We start from the raw sequence: 17875 nt of genomic DNA, 5'->3' as shown, positions 1-17875 counted from the left end.
CGGCTGGCGGCGTCGCCTGGCGCGCGGCTCCATCGGAGAGCCTTGCAGCGGCGCGTAAAGCCCTGACACGGAAAAAGCCGAACGAGGTGCTCTATGTGAGCGTGCCCGGCCGGCTTTTGTGCATTATCCGGGTTTCCGGTGACGTGCACTACCCCCGGCGAACGGCGGATCGGGGAGCTGGTCGGATTGCGGCTGGCCATCGGTTGCGCGGTGTTCCGGGCGCTGCCGGTCCCTGGCAATCCCAAGCCCCCATCGCGGGTCGTAGGAGCGCACCCGGGCGCGACTGCTTCACCGGTAATGCCTGTCGCGCCCCGGTGCGCTCCTACGCTGCCCGTTGCGGTCGGAACCACCCACTCAGTGACGCACGATCCACAGCGCGATCGCGCCCAGCACCAGGGTCACACCGCCGATGGCACGCAGTTGGGCCGTGGGCAGGCTGAACAGTTGCTCGACCATCCGCTTCCAGGCGGCGGGCGCGGCGAACAGCAGCAGGCCTTCGATGACGGCGATCAGGCATAACGCGGACAGGAACTCGTGCATCAGCAACACCAGGACAACGTGGAAACTGCAGTGTGCCCGGTTCGGCGCCCCGCCACGCCCCACCGTAGGAGCGCACCCGGGCACGACGGGCATTGCCGGTAAAGCAGTCGCGCCCGGGTGCGCTCCTACGAGGATGCCGGGGTTTGGATGCGCATTAATCACCTCTCAAAGCCAGATTGCGTCCCAGAACGGGTAATCGCCCACGCGGCTGACCAGCCCGGCACGGAGGGGATTGGCGATGAGGTAGCGCGCGGCTGCGTGCAGGTCCTCGTCCTTGCGCAACGCGTGGTCGTGGTAGCTGCGGCTCCAGACCGGTGCGTGATGCTGGCGCTGATCGTTCACCGCGCGCGCTGCACACGCTTTCATGCATGAGACGGCGTTGGCCAACCCGGTGGTGCTTCCAAGCTGCAATAACCAATGCACATGATCCGGCATCAATACCCAGGCCAGCAGCCTGGCGTCGGAGGGCGTTGCCGCGGTGAACGCGCGGCAGGCCGCTGCGGCCAGCAGAACATCTGCGAACACAGGGCGACGCTGCCATGTCGTGGTGGTCAGCAGGTAAGCGCTGTTGGGCGAAGACTGCCTGCCACGGCGCAGCGCGCGATGCCCGGGAGTGTCGATGTTGGCCATGGCACGATGCTGACGGCCTTGGACCACGCGAGATATCGGCAGTTGCCGCGTTCTGCGCTAGGGATCCATGTGGCGGCTGCCTGTCAAAGGCAATCAGCGGGGTCGGCCGGCAAGGCCCGTCGCGCCCGGGTGCGCTCCTACCGGGTCGAGTCTGGCCAACCCGACGGGGAAGGCGCGCCAGGCAGCTGCGGACTCCGGACATACCCACCACCATCGCAGTCCACGAAACGCCATCTGCCCGATCCATCGGCCCACACGCGCCACGCGTAGGAGCGCACCTGGGCGCGACGGGCATTCCCGGTAAAGCAGTCGCGCCCGGGTGCGCTCCTACGGTGGGCGCGCGTCTGCCTGCCCGGCAGTGAGAGGCACATACGACAACGCCCGCGTTAGGCGGGCGTTGTCGTTTCAAGGCATAGCGATCAGCCAGCGATCAACGATCGCTCTTGAGGTATTGCAGGAACGGGTCGTTCTTGTCCAGCACCACCACGCCGTTGCCGTCGGTCATGGAGCCGCGGTATGCCTCCAGGCTGCGATAAAACGCGTAGAACGACGGATCCTTGGCACCGGCCTGGCCGTAGATGCGGGCGGCGTCGGCATCGCCTTCGCCGCGCAGCTTCTGCGCATCGCGCTCGGCGTCGGCCACGATCACGGTGGACTCGCGGTCGGCCTGGGCGCGGATGGTCAGGGCCTGCTCTTCGCCTTCGGCACGCAGCTTGCTGGCTTCCTGCTTGCGCTGGGCGCGCATGCGCTCGTAGACGTCGGTGATCACCTGGCTGTCGGTCGGCAGGTCGATCTGCTTGATGCGCAGGTCGGTGATCTGCATCCCTAAGCCCTTGATGGCGCCGTTGATGCCCTTGAGCTGGTTGGCGATCAATTCGCTGCGGTCGCCGGAGACCAGCTGCTGCAGGGTGCGCGAGTTGATCTGGTTGCGCAGCGAGTCGGTGATGATCGGGGCCAGGCGCGAATTGGCGACCGACTCCTCACCACCGGTGGCGCGATAGAACGCCCGCACGTCGGAGATGTAACCGATGGCGAAGAAGTCCACGCTGACGTCTTTCTGCTCGGCGGTGAAGTAGCGCGCCGGGGCGGTGTCCAGCACCTGGAAGCGGCGATCGAACACGCGCACCGATTCCACCACCGGGATCTTGAAGTGCAGGCCGGGCTTGAGGTCGGCACGCACCACACGGCCCAGGTTGAGCACCATGGCGGTCTGGTCCTCGCGCACCACGAACACCGAGCCCATCAGGGTCAGCAACACGGCGACGATCAGGCCGATGACTAGCGAATTCTTCATTATTCGGTTCCCTCACGGCCGGTCGGGCGCGGGCCGCGCTCCGGATTGCGGATGCCCTCGCTGCCGCTACTGGTTTGCGGCGGATTCAACAGCACATCCTGCGGCACCATCGACGGCATGCCGCTGTTGCCCGTAGTGCCGCTGTTGCTGGCGGACTTGCCTGCGTCGGCCGGCAACGGCACGTAGATGACCTGGCGGCCATCGCTGCCGATCACCTTGCGGTTCTCCGACAGCACCTTCTGCACGGTTTCCAGCCACAGGCGCTTGCGCGTGACCTCGGGGGCGTTGGCGTACTGCTCCTGCAACAGCGTGAAGCGATCGGCGTCGCCTTCGGCCTTGGAGATCACCGCCTGCTTGTAGCCTTCGGCGCCGGTGCGGGTGCGCGCACCCTGGCCGCGTGCCTCGGGCACCACCTTGGCGGCGTAGGCCTGGGCTTCGTTGATCAGGCGCTCGCGCACCTGCTGGGCACCGTTGACCTCGTCGAAGGCCGGCTTCACTTCTTCCGGCGGGCGGGCGTCGGGCAGGGTCACGCCGGTGACGGCCAGGCCGGTGTTGTAGGCGTCCAGTGCCGCCTGCAGGCGATCCTTGGAGGCAATGGCCAGCGGGCCGCGGTTGTTGAGCACGGTATTGAGGTCGGAACGGCCGACCTGCTCACGCACGGCACTCTGCGCGGCCTGCTCCAGCACCAGATCGGCATTGCGCGAACCGAACAGGTACTTGCGCGGGTCGCTGATCTGGTACTGCACGTTGAGCGAGACGTTGACGATGTTCTCGTCGCGTGTCAGCACCGGCACCTGGTTGCTGAAGGTCTTGATCTCGGTGGCGTTGACCTTGCGCACCGACTCGACCGGCCAGGGCAGCTTGAAGTTCGGGCCGGGCTGCAGGATGCGCGAGAACTGGCCGAAGCGCAGCACCACGCCGCGCTGCTGTTCGCCGATGAGCTGGAAGCTGGAGAACAGCACCATCAGCACCACCGCGACCAGGATCCAGCGCCCCACGCCACCATCGAACAGCTCTTTCAACGGGGCGGGCAGATTGCCCCAGCCACCACCGTTGCCACCACCACGCGGGCCCCAGGACCTGCGACGGTTGGGGTCCGGGCCGTCTCCGCCCTTGTTGCCGGGTGTGTTCCAGGCCATGCACGCTCCATGATCGAGGGGCTGTGCGGGCCAGTCCCGCAGTGCCGCCGTGTTGTTGATTCGCTGATTCTACTAGATGGGGCAGACCGACCGTTTTGAAAGGCCCCAATTGGTGCGTCCCGGTTTAGCCGCTGGGGTGGATCGAGCCGATGGCCGGGTTCGCAGACGGGGAAGGACACGGTGTCAGCGCGATCTGGGGGCAAGCACCGGGCGCGCGTTCTGGAGTTGGCCAATGGGGATCACGCCGAGACTGGACGCGGACCCGGCCTGCGATGCGCTGCACGATGACGCCGACGACATCGTGCTGCTCGCTGACGCGTGGCCATTGTCAGTCGACCGATCCGGCGTCTGGCCTGGCTGGATAGCCCAGGGTCGCGGTCAGGCCAAGCAACCGCTGCGCTTTGCCGACCCCGGGTTGCGGCGCAGGATGCCGCCGATGGCAGGCGGGCATCGGTGTCCAAACGGCACTGGCGGCGCAGCTGACGTTGGCATCAGCGCTGAGGGGCATGCGGCTGGGGCGATGCTGCGCTGGCACAACGCAGTCCGGAACGCGTCCGCCAACCCTGCTCCCCCCTCGTCGCCGCACTCACGCCATCGGCGGTTCGTCTTTCTGGTTGAACACGCGCTCCATCACTTCCAGCAACTCGTCTTCGGAGAACGGCTTGGTGATGTAGGCGCGTGCACCCTGGCGCATGCCCCACATGCGATCGGTGTCCTGGTCCTTGGTGGTCACCAGGATCACCGGGATGTGCTGGGTGGTCGGCTCGCGCTTGAGCGTGCGGGTGGCCTGGAAGCCGTTGAGGTTGGGCATCACCACATCCATCAACACCAGATCCGGCAGCGAAGACTTGGCCGCTTCCACGCCGGCGGCACCATCGGTTGCAGTGATGGTCTCGTGCCCCAGCTTCTCGACGATGCGCTGAATCCCCAGCAGCTGCGACGGCGAGTCGTCGACGATCAGAATGCGTGCCATGTGTTTCCCCTAGTGTGCGCGGCGAGTGTAGTGCGCCGGCCGCGCTTGCGGTAGCTGGGCCAGGCGGTGCGCCCGGCGATGCCGTTACGAGGCGTGATCCGGTGGCGCGGCGCGATCGCCTCAGCCAACACTTACTACGTTGGACAGGACGCAGCTGGATGCAACAACGTCGCAGCAGGCCACTCGCCCACGTATTACGTGCATGCTGCCCTGCCCTCAATCCCTCATCGATACGAGGGGGACGACGGGTCCCTTCTCCCATCGGGAGAGGAGGGCGTACAGCGCTGGATGAGGGGACGGCGGCGATTCAACCGCGCAGATCGACGTTCACCATTACGCCCCTGCCCACCGAGCCCTTACCCCAATCCCTAGACGAAGAAGGACGATTGCTCCCTTCTCCCATCGGGAGAAGGGGGCGCACAGCGCCGGACGAGGGACGGCGGAGATTCAACCGCGCAGATCGACGTTCACTGGCGCACCACCTGCCTGCCGACCCCCCATCCATTTTCCGCGTCACCCCACGCCGCCTACACCGACTCGCCGAACGCCTTGGCCAGGTTGCGGTAGGCCTTCTTCTGCGCATCGTCGGTGGGAGCCGGGGCCAGGATTTCCAGCTCCACGATCTGGTCGCCCGGGGTGGCGCCCGGCAGGCCGCGGCCGCGCAGGCGTAGCTTGCGGCCGGCGTCGGAGTCGGCCGGCACCTTCAATTCCACCGCCCCGCCCAGGGTCGGCACGCTGATCGTGGTGCCCAGTGCCGCCTGCCAGGGCATGACCTGCAGGGTGTACAGGATGTTGCGCCCGTCCACCTCGAACTGCGGGTGCGCGGCGTATTCGATCTCCAGCAGCAGGTTGCCGCCGCCATTGCCCTGCCCGCTCAGGCGGATCACCTGGCCAGGCTGCACGCCCTTGGGCACGCGCACGTCCAGCTGCTTGCCGTTGATGGTGATGCGCACGCTGTCGCCCGCATACACCGCTTCCAACGGCACCGCCAGCTTGGCGCGGGTATCGCCGCGCGCCTGCGGCCCTGCGCCGGCACCAGCCCCCGGGCCGCGCGGCCGGCCGCCGCGCTGGCCGGCAAACAGGCTTTCGAAGAAATCGCTGAAGCCGCCACCGGCGCCACCATTGCCGAACACTTCCTCGAAGTCGTAGCCCTGCCCGCCGCCGTAGCTGGGCGGGGCCTGGAACTCGTCGCCCGGGCGGAAGCCCTGTGCCTTGAGCTGGTCGTAGGCCTTGCGCTTGGCCGGGTCGCGCAGCGCCTCGTAGGCTTCGTTGATGGCCTTGAATTTGTCTTCGGCGCCGGCTTCCTTGCTGACGTCGGGGTGGTACTTGCGCGCGAGCCGGCGGTAGGCGGTCTTGATTTCCGCATCGCCTGCGCTGGGCTCCACGCCCAGCGTTGCGTAGTAATCCTTGAATTCCATCTAATCACCTCTGAAAAAAACGGCCCGCAGCCGAGGCCACGAGCCAGTCATATCGCAGCCGGGCGGGCAACCGCACCTATTCTACGGTGCGGTTGCCGCCGGGAAGCGAAGCAGGCCGCTTCGCTCCAGGTTTTGCGGCCTTACTGCACCGTGCCGCCGCTGGTGTCCTGGCCGGTGCCGACCTGGATGCGGCGCGGGGTGGCCGCCGGGCGCTTGGGGATGCGGATTTCCAGCACGCCGTTATGGCCGGCGGCGGTGATGCCGTCGGGGTCGGCACTGTCGGGCAGCGCGAAGCGGCGGTGGAAGCTGCCGTAACGGCGCTCGATGCGCGAGAAACGCTCGGTCTCGGTGCTGGACTCGCTGTTGCGCTCGCCCTTGATCGACAGGATGCCCTTGTCCATCTGCACCTCGATCTGGCTGGGGTCGATGCCCGGCAGGTCGGCATACAGCACGAAGTGATTGGGCTCTTCCTTGATGTCCACGCGTGGCACCCACTGCGCGGTCACCACCGCCGATTCGTCGGTGTCGCCGTTGTGCTCGAAGAAACGGTCGAACACGTGCTTGATCTCGTTTTGCAGCGCGTGGGTGGGCCACTGGGGATAACGAACGATGTTCATTGCGAGCCTCCAAAAGGTTGGGTGAGGGGCCGGCTGCCGCGGCGTGCGCACGTTGCGCCGGCCATGTGCGTCAGATAGGCGTGCGGCTGCGGATTTCAAGCGCGTTGACGCGCTTTTCCCCTGCCCCTTTCTAGAATTCGTTCAGCCACAGGAGCCCGCCCCATGACCATCCACGTTGGTGACCGCATTCCCGAAGTCGTGCTCAAGCGCCTGCGTGAGGGCATCGAGGCGGTCGACACCCACAGCCTGTTCGCGGGGCGCAAGGTGCTGCTGTTCGCGGTACCGGGCGCCTTCACCCCGACCTGCTCGGCCAAGCACCTGCCCGGCTATGTGGAGCATTTCGATGAATTCCGTAAACGCGGCATCGAAGTGCTGTGCACCGCGGTCAACGACCCGTTCGTGATGCAGGCCTGGGGCCGCAGCCAGCTGATTCCCGACGGCCTGCACCTGCTGCCCGACGGCAACGCCGAACTGGCCCGCGCGCTGGGCCTGGAGATCGACGCCAGCGGCTCGGGCATGGGCCTGCGCTCGCGCCGCTACGCGCTGTATGCCGACGATGCCGTGGTCAAGGCCTTGTTTGTCGAAGAACCTGGCGAATTCAAGGTGTCTGCCGCCGATTACGTGCTGCAGCACCTACCCGATTGATGCATTGATTCCCCCCGTCCACTCAGAAGGAAACCGGCCAGCCATGTCTACCCAGCCAGCCAAGCAACTCCCCGGCATTACCGATACCGCCACCTTGCGCAGCCGCGCACGCCAGAGCATCGAAGACGGTGCCATCACCGAGAGCTACCACGCCGACCGCGAGGCGGTGATCGACCTGCTCAACACCGCACTGGCCACCGAGTACGTGTGCACCCTGCGCTACTACCGCCACTACTTCATGGCCAAGGGCATGCTTGCCGACGCGGTCAAGGGCGAGTTTCTGGAGCATGCGCAGCAGGAACAGGAACACGCGCACAAGCTTGCCGAGCGCATCGTGCAACTGGGCGGTGAACCGGACCTCAACCCGGACACGCTGACCAAGCGCTCGCATGCCGAATACAAGGAAGGCACCGACCTGCGCGACATGGTCAGGGAGAACCTAATCGCCGAACGCATCGCCATCGACAGCTACCGCGAGATGATCGACTTCATCGGCGACAAGGACACCACCACCAAGCGCATCCTGGAAAGCATCCTGGCCCAGGAAGAAGAGCATGCCGACGAGTTTGCGGACCTGCTGGAAGGCTGGATCGGCGAGTGAGTTGAGCGAGCCGCGTGATTGCAACGTAGCGATGCGTTGCGATCGATGGTGGCGTCGCATCGACAACGACGTCGAAGTCGAAGATAAGTTGAAGTTGAAGTTGAAGTTGAAGTCGAAGTCGAAGTCGAAGTCGACTCGATGATGCAACAGACAGGGCGCCTAGAGCGCCCTGTCTGTTTTCGCGCCGCCCAAGCGCCGCGTAGGAGCGCACCCGGGCGCGACTGGGCGTTACCGGGAATGCCCTGTCGCGCCCGGGTGCGCTCCTACGGGGGTTGCCGGCCACCGCACATGCCCGTTACCGACCCGGTCAGCGCAATACGCGAAAGCGCAGCTGTGTCCAGGCACCGTCGCTGGCCATTGCGGTGAGCGTATGCGTGCCGACTTCCGCGAAATCGCGCTGAAATCCCTGGCGTCCGTTGGTCTGTGCGATCCAGCGGCCGTCCAGCAACCAGTCGATGCGCGCGTCGCTGCCCAGCGCACGCAGGTGCAGGCGCACCGGGCGCGATGCGGCGTTGGCACGCGCCAGCGTGGCGCGATCGCTCAGCCCGTCGATCCGCAGCACACCGCCACCGGTCATGCGTCCATCCGGCAGACAGTCCGCGGCCAGTGGTGGCAATTGCGCGGCCTTGCGCTCGGCCGCACTGAGCCAGGGCGACACCAACGCCGGCCAGCGTGCCACGGCCTGCGCCACGCGCTGATGCGGCTGGCTGCACTCCTGCGACAACTGCTGCCCGCTGCGCGCATCCACATCGAAATGCAGCTGCCCGCCGTTCCATAGCCGCGCATCGCGTTCGGCAAAGGTGGGCGGCACGGCGCCATCGAGCACGTAGGCGTCGGCGCGGCGTGCGCATTGCGCCGGTGGTGTCTGATCGGCCGCGCCGCCGAGCGGCCAGCAGATGGCCAGCGCCTGCACGGTGGGCGGCATCGGCACCGGCGCGCTGTCGCCGGCGCTGCGGGGCAAGGCGTCGATGACTTCGAACATCAACGGCAACGCGGTGACGGCGCCGTACTGGCCGGGCAGCGGCGTGCCGTCCGGCCGCCCCACCCACACCCCGACCGTGTAGCGGCGCGTGCCGCCGATCGCCCACGCATCGCGGTAGCCGTAGCTGGTGCCGGTCTTCCAGGCCACGCCCGGGCGCGCAGCGGTGTCGAAGGTCCCGCCGCCATACCCGGGGCGCGGATTGCTCTGCAGGATCTCGCGCACGATCCAGGCCGCACCCGGCGACATCAGCCGGCGCTCGATACGCGGATCGGCCGGCGTGTAGCGCACGCGCCCGGCGATGCCGCCGCGATTGAGCGCCGCAAAGGCACCGACCAGCTCCTGCAGTTGCGCACCGGTGCCGCCCAATATCAATGCAAGCGACGGCGTGCTGCCATGTGCGAAACGCAGGCCGATGCCGGCATTGGACAGCCGTGCGGCAAACCGCGCCGGGCCGATCCGGTCGAGCAGGTCCACCGCCGGCACGTTCAACGACAACCGCAACGCCGTCGCCGCGCTCACCGGGCCATTGAAGGCCGCATCGAAATTGCCGGGCCGGTAGCTGCCAAAGCTCTGCGGGGCATCCACCAACAGGCTTTCGGAATGGATCACCCCATCGTCCAGGGCCATGCCATACAGGAACGGCTTGAGGGTGGACCCGGGCGAGCGCCAGGCCTGCACCATGTCCACATGCCCCAGCCGCTTGCGGTCGCCGAAGCTGGCCGAACCCACATACGCGCGCGCTTCCATGCTGGCGTTGTCCACCACCAGCAAGGCGGCCGAGGTGCGCTCGGGCAGCTGCGAGAAATAGGTGGCCACGCGCTCCTCCAGGGTGCGCTGCAGTTCGACATCCAGCGTCGTGACGATGCGCGCTGCACGCGGTTGCGCGCCGTGCAGCCGCTGCGCGAGCAAGGCCGCATGCAATGGCGGTGTGAGCGAGCGCGTCACCACCGGCTCGATCCGCGCATCGTCCACCTGCGCGCGCGACCACACCCCCAGCTCCACCATGCGATCGAGCACCTTGTCGCGCGCGCGTTGCGCGGCCTCGGGATGGCGATCCGGGCGCAGGCGGCTGGGCGATTGCGGCAATACCGCCAGCAATGCGGCTTCGGCCTGCGACAGAGCCTTGGCCGGCTTGCCCAGATACGCCCAGCTCGCCGCTTCCACGCCTTCGATGGTGCCGCCGTAGGGCGCGCGCTCCAGGTACAGCGTCAGAATCTCGCGCTTGCTCAGGTGCGCTTCCAGCTGCAGCGCGCGCAACAACTGCTTGGCCTTGCCCCACGGTGTGCGCGTGTGCGGGTCCAGGATGCGCGCCACCTGCATGGTCAGCGTCGAGCCGCCGGAGACGATGCGCCCCTGCCCGATCCACTGCCCGCCGGCACGCAGCAGGCCCCACGGATTGACCCCGGGATGGCGCCAGAACCAGCGGTCCTCGTAGTTCAGCAACGCCTGCAGGTACAGCGGCGACACACTCTGCGGGCTGGCCGGATAGCGCCACACCCCGTTGCGGTCGGCGAAGGCGCGCAACGGCGTACCATCGCGTGCCACCACCAGCGTGGAGGTGTCACGCGACTTGGGCAGTGGCAGCGGGAAGGCCAGGTCCAGCAGCAACACGGCAGACAGCAGTGCTACAGCGCCCCAGCGTAGCCCCGTCAACCAGCGGCGGCCATGCCGGGCCACACCATCGTCGCCAGCGGCGCGTTCCTGCGTCCGGTCGGTCCTTGCCTGCACGTGCTGCTGCTCATCCATCCTGCCAAGGATGCAGGGCAAAACGCATTTCGGCCACTATCGCGCGGCATGCTGTGGCAACGCGCGATCAACGTTGCTGCACGCTGCTGCCTTAGGCGAGGACACGCGCGCTAGCCCACGACCGCCGCGCGCAGCGGGTGAGGCGGCCGTGCGAACAACCGCAACAAGCCCATCGCCAGGAACACCGCAGACAGGCGCAACGCAATGCCGAGCCAGCCACTGGCCGCCGAATCGGAGACTGCAAAGACGGTCCAGGCCGCGTTGAGCGAGACATGCAACACCCAGCCGCTCCAGATCGTGTAGCCATCCTGCGCGTCCACGATGGCAAACAGCAGCGCACCGATACCGGTTATGGCGAAGATCAACAACGCCTCGCCACCTCCACCGCCGGCCCCGAGCCAATGCACACCGCCAAACACAAGCGCCTGCACCAGCGCGGCGATCGCCGGGCGCCAGGCCAGCGCACGGCAGGCAAAGACGAAGCCGAAACCGCGAAAAACGATTTCTTCGGCCAGCGGAAACAGCAGTGCCAGCCACAGCAGGCCAAGCAGATCGTCGGTACCGACCGAGCTGGACTGCGTCCACAGCCCAACCCAGCACGGCAGCGTGGCCAGCAACGTCAGCGCAGGGCCACGTATGCCGTTCCAGCGCAGCCCCAGACGCGCCGCGAGTTCGCCTGGCATCCCAGGACGCAGCAATGCCGCTGCGACCAGCACGACCACCACGCTGAGCAGATTGTCGGCAATCCCGCCGCCGTAGGGCACCGGAATTTTCGGGATTGGAAAACCAAGGGCCTTGGCCACATCACGCACCTGCAGCGCGACCAGCAGCACCACCAACCAGACCACATGCCGACCGACGCGGCGCAGGGGTGTATCGAGCGGCATGCAGACATCCTTGCGTGCAAACAGCGGGTGACTATACCGCTGGCGGCGACATCGGCGCAGCGTCTGGGGTTGATGTGGCGCGACCAGATTCGGTTCGCATCGCGCGCCAGCTGCCTGCCGCAATGCAATGGGCGGCCTACTGCTGCTCCAGCGCGGCGCGATAACGCAGCAAGGCTTCCGGCGCGTCGGTCTGGATGATCGACACGCCATCGCGGTACAGGCGGCCCCAGACCTTGTCCGGGTCGCGCACCGCATCGGCATCGCCACCGTAGCCGGCAATGAAGCCGTCCCACAACGAGTTGACCATCAGCCGCACCCTGTGCGCCTTGCTCACTGCAACCAACGCCGGCAACTGGGCTGGCGACATCCTGGGCAGCTCGAACGCAGCCGGATGTGCGTTGCGTGTCTGCGCAGTGGCAATCGCCGCCAGATCGGCAGTGCCATGTGCGTTGATCAGGATCGGGAAGAAATACACGGTGTCGAACGGCAGCATCGCGGCCAGTGGCGGCGTGGCGATGCCGGCTTCGGCCTTGACGATCACCTGGTGCTGCATGCCGGCACGGGCAACCGCATCGACCACCTGCACGTAGATCGCGTCCTTGACGTCCAGGTTGAGCAGGATGTGGCCCTTGGAGGCGGCCAGCATCTGCTCCAGCGTGACCACGCGTTGGTCGGTCAGCGGCGCCTGCGCGCCACCTTCGTCGCTGCGCAGCCGCAATTTTTGCAGGTCGGCCAGGGTCAGCTCTGACAGTTTGCCGGTGCCGTCGGTGGTGCGGTCCACGGTGGCGTCGTGCAGCATCACCAGGGTGCCATCGGCGGCGCGGCGCACGTCGGTCTCCATCACGTCGGCGCCGATGGCGATGCAGCGCTCCAGTGCGGCCAGCGAATTCTCCGGTGCGCTGTCCTTGAAACCATGCTCCGGTGCCGGTGCATGGCAGCCGCGATGGGCCACCACCACGATACCGCCGCCGGGATTGGTCAGCCGGGCCTGGATCGCGGCGACGCCGCCAGGTGCTGCGCTGGCAGGGGTGGCAAGTGCCGCGCCCAGCATGGCCGCGACGGCGGCGACAGAACGTAAGGTCATCGAACAACTCCACTATGAAGGGGTTAACAGAACCATTGCGCTACCGTCAGGTGAACGCGGTCGGCACAGGGCATGGCATCTGCCACGTGCACATCTTGAGTTCCACGCACCGCGCGCACTTGCCTGAGCTCTGCTCGCCATGCCAGCTTCGCCGCGCCTAGAACGTCGGCGTAAAGCGCAGGCCGAACCAGTAGGTCGTTGGCACCGAATAACTGTCCTTGAGCAGATTCTGCCCGGGCCCAGTCACGCTGGTGATGCGGCTGTGGGTGAGGTTGCTGACCTGGCCGATCAGGCTGAGCTGCTTGCTGATGGCATAGGTGGCGGTGAAATCCAGCTGCGAACGCGGCGACCAGTACAGATCCTGCCAGTCGATGTTGCTGACGATGGCGCGCAAGGCCTTGCCCTGGCGATTGTAGGCCGCACGCAGCTCCAGCCCGCCGGTGTTGTAGAACAGCGTGGCATTGGCGGTGTAGTCCGGCTGGCCGACCAGGTTGTCGAGCTTGCGCTCGCGCTGGCGCACGTTGCTGCCGCTGCCGACGCTGTAGGGCACATCCAGGCTGCCATCGAGCACCGCGAAGTTCGCACTGAAACCCACACCACTCAACCACGGTGCAATCGGCGCCAGGGTGTTGACGATGCCGTTGAATTCCACACCGCGGATGCGCGCCTTGGCAGCATTGGCCGGGGTGCTGATCAGTGCGTTGGCATAGGTGATGCCGTCGAAGCTGAAGCTGTCGGTGCGCGAGAGCGTAAAGATCTCGTCCTGGATGCGCTTGTCGAACACGGCGGTGGAGGCGAACGCATCGAAATCGCCGGGTAAACGCCATTCCAGCGACAGATCCAGGTTATTGGACACGCGCGGCTTGATGTCCGGGTTGCCGATGGTGACGGTGACGCCTTGCGCATTCGGGTTGCCGGCATCGGCGGTGTTGACGAAGCCGATCGAAGTGCGCGCCGCATACGCATCGTATGGCGGACGGCCGAGCGTGCGGCTTGCGCCGGCGCGCAGGTCCAATGCATCGCTCAGGTGGTAGGTCATGATGGCCGAGGGCAGCAGATAATCGTAGTCCGCGTTGGTCGGGTTATCGACATACACATAGCGATTGGTCGCGGTATCCAGCTGGCGCTGGCGGCCGACCGTGTTGAGCCTGGTGCTGTCGAAATGCAGGCCGCCCTGCACGTTGAAACGTTCGCTGCGGTAGCTGACCAGCCCATAGCTGCCGACGGTCTTTTCGGTATGGGTGAAGTTGTCCTGGTTGCTGAAGGCCTGCTGGTCGGTGCTGTTGAACGCGCTCAGCGGCGTGGCAGCCAACGCGCGATTGGCCTTGTCGGGATCGATGGTGATCAGGTTCAGGCCGGCATAGCGCATCGGCGCCCTGCCGGTGCCCGCCACATCGGCCAGGCCCAACGCCGGCGCACTGGTATTGGGCTGGTACTCGACGCGATAGATATCGTAGGACGGTTTGTCGGTGGTATACGACACGCCTGCCGCAAAGCCGATGCCCTGGTCGCTCTCGCTCTGATTGAACCCGTAATCGAGCCGACCGGTGAGAATGCGATCGGCGGCGGTGCGTTTGTAGTCCGGGCGCCAGTACGACAGGCTGTAGTTGCCCAGATCGTTATAGCCCCGCGGCGACACGCCGAAGCGCTGGTCGAAGCCGGAGGTGTCGTAGTTGAACGCGTAATCGGGCGTGGCATTGACGGTCACGCCGCTGCCGGTCTGGCCCACCGGTACCGGCGCGGCGCGGGTGATGCCGGTGGCGTACTTGATCATGCGGATCGGCTCGTCGTAGGTCGCATCCGACCACGCACCGCGCGCGGAGAACTGCTGCCGGTCGGTGGGCCGCCAGATCGTGCCCAGTTGCGCGACCTTGGTGCGCGTGGTGACGATCTGGTTCGAATAGCCCACTTCGATATCGCCACCGGGGTAGCTGCCGGAGGTGGCGGTCTGGTTGAACACCTGGCCACGGTTGCGCGGGTCGATGATGACCTCGTTGCGCTCCATGTTGTCCTTGAAATAATAGTAACCGGCCGTTGCATAGGCCTCGAGCGCGGCACTGGGATGTACTTCGAACTTGCCGGTGACACCGTAACGGTCGCGCTGGTTCTGCACGTACCAGTACTTGTCCTGCTGCGGCACCGCCCAGCCATTGCCGAGATTGGCGCCGGTCTGCAGCACGCCGTTGCTGTCGTAGAACCCGTAATGCACCGTGTCGGTGGTCATGTGGGTTTCGGTGTAGCTGCTCAGCGTCTGGTAGTTGGCCGATAGCGTAAAACCGTACTGCTGCTCGCTGCCGAAGGTGCGGCTGCCGGTGGCGTTCAAACGATAGCCGGGGTCGTCCTGATCACGCGGCTTGCCGACATCGTTGGCGTGGCCGAGTGTGGCTTCGGCGCTGAAGAACGGCTTGCCGCCGTTTTCGAATGCGCTGCGTGTCTTGAGGTTGATCGCCCCGCCGGTCGCATTGGGATCCAGGTCGGGCGTGAAGGTCTTGACCACCTGCAACTCGCTGACCATCGATGCCGGCAGCAGATCCAGCCGCACGCCGCGCGTGATCGAACCGAGCGTGCCGTTCGGCGTGCCGGGCGAGGCGATGGTCAGCCCGTCGATGGTGACGTTGTTGTAGGACGGGCCCAGGCCGCGCAGCACCGGTGTGGCAGCCTCGTCGCGCGGATGCTCGTTGTCGGTGGCCGGCAATACCGACAGGCCGGGCACGCGGCGCAGTGCTTCGACGATGGTGCTGTCGGGCAAGGCGCGCACATCGGTGGCGCTGATCACATCGGTGATGTTGGTCGCCGCGCGCTTGCTTTCCACCGCCGCTGCGTTGGCACGACGCACGCCGGTGACTTGCATGGCATCGAGGGTTCGCACGCCGGTCTTGGTGACGGCGGGCGATGCGTCTGCGTTGGATATTTCATCTGAAGACGCCACCGATTCGGCGCCGACTGCGTCGCCCGGTGCTGCGCTAGCGCCTGCGGGATTTACGGATGATGCAGGCGACGATGCAACGGTGCGCTCTGCACTAGCAGAAGTCGCGTTGGTCTGCGCCTGCACCGCCGGTGAACATGCCGCGATGGCGACGGCGAGAACGGACAGCTGAAAACGGTACGAATTGGAGCGCTGCATGGAATCCCGGAGTTGCGCAGCAGGAAATGCTGCGCTTGTACGAAAGCACGCCACCGTAGCCGCCAAAAATGACCCTTGCGTGTCGCGCGCATCGCACCGAGAAGACAACGCGAAGCAGTTGCGCCCTCAGCGAAGCAATAAGCCGACGATCATAGAAAACCCGATTTGCCGATTGCGAGAAGTGGCGAGCCCCCTCCGGGAGCAGGGATACGTTACCGAAGCACGCAGATACCAAACGTTTCCGTCTCGGGGTTGGCGACTGGCTTGGCGGTCAATTCACAGACGAAGTTCAGGGGCCGCCCATGCACCTCACCATGGTTGCTGTAATTGTGTTTGGTGAATACCCATCCCTTGTGCTCCTTGCCCTGATATCGCAGCGTGATGCGCTGGCCGATGACCGGCTCATGCGGCATGAATCGTGCCAACCAGGACGTCGTAGTGACGGCGCGAAATTGAAAGCGGCCTTGCGCATCGGTCTTGACAGAATGTGTCTGGCGCTCGTTGCTCCAGTGCCAGTGATATTCCTGCTCGATGTCCACACCCTCGACCGGCTCACCATCGAGCAGCACGCTGCCCTGAACTTCCGAAAACAGGTAGAGGACGTTTGAAAAAGGCATGGCGTTACCTTGAAGGAATAAGCAGGCAAGCAGCAGCCCGACGAAGATCGGTAATTTGCGATTGATGATCATGTCGCTGCCAACTGAGGCCAATACATGGGAAAGGCGACCGGATCCGCATCTGCAGGATCTGCCGCGGCTGTCGAATCAACGCTCTGACTATCAAACACAGATACCGAAGCTCCCGATGTAAACGCGCGGCGCAGGCTCGCCTGCAAGATCGTACCCACTGAACCTCGCGTAATTTGCATGTAGAGGACAGCATTTCCTCTACGACTGCTCCCAGTATCCAAATGCCGCTGTACGGCTAACCTGCGTGGACGTTTCATGCAGCTTGAATCATTCACGCACGCTTATCCCCGCGTCGCGGTTGCGCTGCACGGACTCCCTCGCAACCACGAATCTAGCGAGACGCCACGCACCTGGTGATGATTGCGAAGACCGAGGCGTGGGAGCGGAGGCCTGGAGCACCAGAGCGAGCCCACCATGACATCACTCCACGCGTTTCCACGCGACACCGTCAAAGGCCAGGATATCGCGTTGACCCACAGACCAAAGCAATCCATCCGCACTGCTCAAACTGTGGCAGCTGTTGGGCATCACGCCACCAAAATCCACCAGCTCAAGTACGCCGTCCCTTAACCAGTACAAGGCACCGAGCGTCGCGACATAGAGCTTTCCGTCGAACCACTCCAGGCCCCATAGATCCACATCGGTGGTTGCATGCTCGACGGTTTCCCAGCGAGCGCCTCGCCCTCTCAGCAAGGTACCGTGCATTCCGCAGGCATACACCCAGCCATCTTCCGCGCAGCAGACCCGGGTAAGGTTGATGGCGGTGGGACTGGCGCAGCGCGTCCAGGCAGCACCATCGAAATGCCAGATTTCGCCATGCCAGCCCACGGTATAGACATCCACCTCGCTGTAGCCGTGAATGGACTCAAACCCGAACACCATATCCTTGGCTGGCTGGCTCGGCATGTCGCCGTGCAGCGCAATCCAGTTGCCTGGACTTTCCCGCTTGAAGACCTGGCGATCCATTCCGCAGACGTAGGCAAAACCGCCGACATTACGGATCTCTCGCATGACGCTGAGCGATACGCCAGGGCAGGCGATTTGCTCGTCATAGTCGTCGTCGTTGCCCATCACGCGCACGGTGCCATGCTCGCCTAGCGCGATCGCCTGGTCTTTGGGGCGTTGGGTGACACAGATCGAGTGGGCGTTCCAGCGACCTATCTCATACATCCCCCATCCGCCGCCATCCCATGCGTAAAAGGCGGTGTGCGGCAGGCCGTCTGCCTCCAGGTCGGGATCGATACACAGCACGTAAGCGAGGTCGCCATAGCGCACGACTCCGTTGCGGTAGCGATAGCCGATGTCCTTGAACAGCATGATGTGTCTTCCTCTAGATCGTTTGGCATTTCACATGCCTACGCCCCACGCGCCGGATGCATTGCGATCCGGGTCATCCGAATCGCCGCTGCTGGCTCCGCTTCTTCTGCAGAACGATGGACTTGCCGCCCGCTTCGCTAACCTGCGCGAGGATAAGTAGATCAATGTCCCGCACCGGATCCGATACAG

Annotated in this window: 15 protein-coding genes; 2 read left to right on the top strand and 13 right to left on the bottom strand. The window is 65.3% G+C overall.

Annotated elements, in window-relative coordinates; translation table 11 throughout:
* Positions 1-354: 354 nt before the first annotated feature.
* From H7A86_RS05820 to H7A86_RS05790, 7 genes are all read right to left on the bottom strand, one after another.
* Positions 355-540 (bottom strand): DUF2065 domain-containing protein, encoded by a 186-nt coding sequence (locus H7A86_RS05820; RefSeq protein ID WP_039407247.1) that lies wholly within the window; start codon positions 538-540, stop codon positions 355-357.
* 165 nt (positions 541-705) lie between these two features.
* Positions 706-1170, bottom strand: a complete 465-nt coding sequence (locus H7A86_RS05815; RefSeq protein WP_119130910.1) for an REP-associated tyrosine transposase — start codon at positions 1168-1170, stop codon at positions 706-708.
* 430 nt (positions 1171-1600) lie between these two features.
* Complete coding sequence (hflC, locus tag H7A86_RS05810; protein WP_039523939.1) at positions 1601-2464, bottom strand: protease modulator HflC; 864 nt, start codon at positions 2462-2464, stop codon at positions 1601-1603.
* On the bottom strand, positions 2464-3603 hold the full coding sequence (gene hflK / locus H7A86_RS05805) for an FtsH protease activity modulator HflK (RefSeq protein WP_119130909.1): 1140 nt from the start codon (positions 3601-3603) through the stop codon (positions 2464-2466). The genes hflC and hflK overlap by 1 nt, the downstream gene beginning before the upstream one ends.
* 586 nt (positions 3604-4189) lie before the next feature.
* Positions 4190-4576, bottom strand: a complete 387-nt coding sequence (pilH, locus tag H7A86_RS05800) for a twitching motility response regulator PilH (RefSeq protein WP_115676308.1) — start codon at positions 4574-4576, stop codon at positions 4190-4192.
* 527 nt (positions 4577-5103) lie between these two features.
* Positions 5104-5994 carry a DnaJ C-terminal domain-containing protein gene (locus tag H7A86_RS05795; protein WP_115676307.1) on the bottom strand — a complete coding sequence of 297 codons (891 nt, stop codon included), beginning with the start codon at positions 5992-5994 and terminating at the stop codon, positions 5104-5106.
* 140 nt (positions 5995-6134) lie between these two features.
* Positions 6135-6611, bottom strand: a complete 477-nt coding sequence (locus H7A86_RS05790) for an Hsp20/alpha crystallin family protein (protein WP_104582350.1) — start codon at positions 6609-6611, stop codon at positions 6135-6137.
* A gap of 162 nt (positions 6612-6773) precedes the next feature.
* Here H7A86_RS05790 and H7A86_RS05785 point away from each other — a divergent pair, with 162 nt between their 5' ends.
* A complete protein-coding gene (locus H7A86_RS05785) occupies positions 6774-7256 on the top strand; it encodes a peroxiredoxin (protein WP_104582349.1) in 483 nt (160 codons plus the stop codon).
* Between the two features lie 43 nt (positions 7257-7299).
* Complete coding sequence (locus H7A86_RS05780) at positions 7300-7857, top strand: ferritin-like domain-containing protein (protein ID WP_104649799.1); 558 nt, start codon at positions 7300-7302, stop codon at positions 7855-7857.
* Between the two features lie 307 nt (positions 7858-8164).
* On the opposite strand, the gene pbpC is transcribed toward H7A86_RS05780, so the two are convergent.
* The 6 genes from pbpC to H7A86_RS05750 form a co-directional block, all read right to left on the bottom strand.
* Positions 8165-10585, bottom strand: a complete 2421-nt coding sequence (gene pbpC, locus H7A86_RS05775; RefSeq protein WP_119130908.1) for a penicillin-binding protein 1C — start codon at positions 10583-10585, stop codon at positions 8165-8167.
* 110 nt (positions 10586-10695) lie between these two features.
* Positions 10696-11472 carry a CPBP family glutamic-type intramembrane protease gene (locus H7A86_RS05770; RefSeq protein ID WP_232099325.1) on the bottom strand — a complete coding sequence of 259 codons (777 nt, stop codon included), beginning with the start codon at positions 11470-11472 and terminating at the stop codon, positions 10696-10698.
* A gap of 136 nt (positions 11473-11608) precedes the next feature.
* Positions 11609-12556 (bottom strand): glycerophosphodiester phosphodiesterase family protein, encoded by a 948-nt coding sequence (locus H7A86_RS05765; protein WP_180708044.1) that lies wholly within the window; start codon positions 12554-12556, stop codon positions 11609-11611.
* A 157-nt stretch (positions 12557-12713) separates the two neighbouring features.
* Positions 12714-15680: a TonB-dependent receptor gene (locus H7A86_RS05760; protein ID WP_119130907.1), complete on the bottom strand. Its 2967-nt coding sequence runs from the start codon at positions 15678-15680 to the stop codon at positions 12714-12716.
* Positions 15681-15892: 212 nt separating this feature from the next.
* Positions 15893-16369 (bottom strand): DUF6795 domain-containing protein, encoded by a 477-nt coding sequence (locus H7A86_RS05755; protein WP_119130906.1) that lies wholly within the window; start codon positions 16367-16369, stop codon positions 15893-15895.
* Between the two features lie 420 nt (positions 16370-16789).
* A complete protein-coding gene (locus H7A86_RS05750; protein ID WP_119130905.1) occupies positions 16790-17686 on the bottom strand; it encodes a beta propeller repeat protein in 897 nt (298 codons plus the stop codon).
* Between the last annotated feature and the right edge of the window lie 189 nt (positions 17687-17875).

The organism is Xanthomonas euroxanthea (genome assembly GCF_903989455.1).
In the GTDB taxonomy this organism is placed as follows: Bacteria; Pseudomonadota; Gammaproteobacteria; order Xanthomonadales; family Xanthomonadaceae; genus Xanthomonas; species Xanthomonas euroxanthea.
This window is presented reverse-complemented; position numbering and strand designations above follow the sequence as displayed.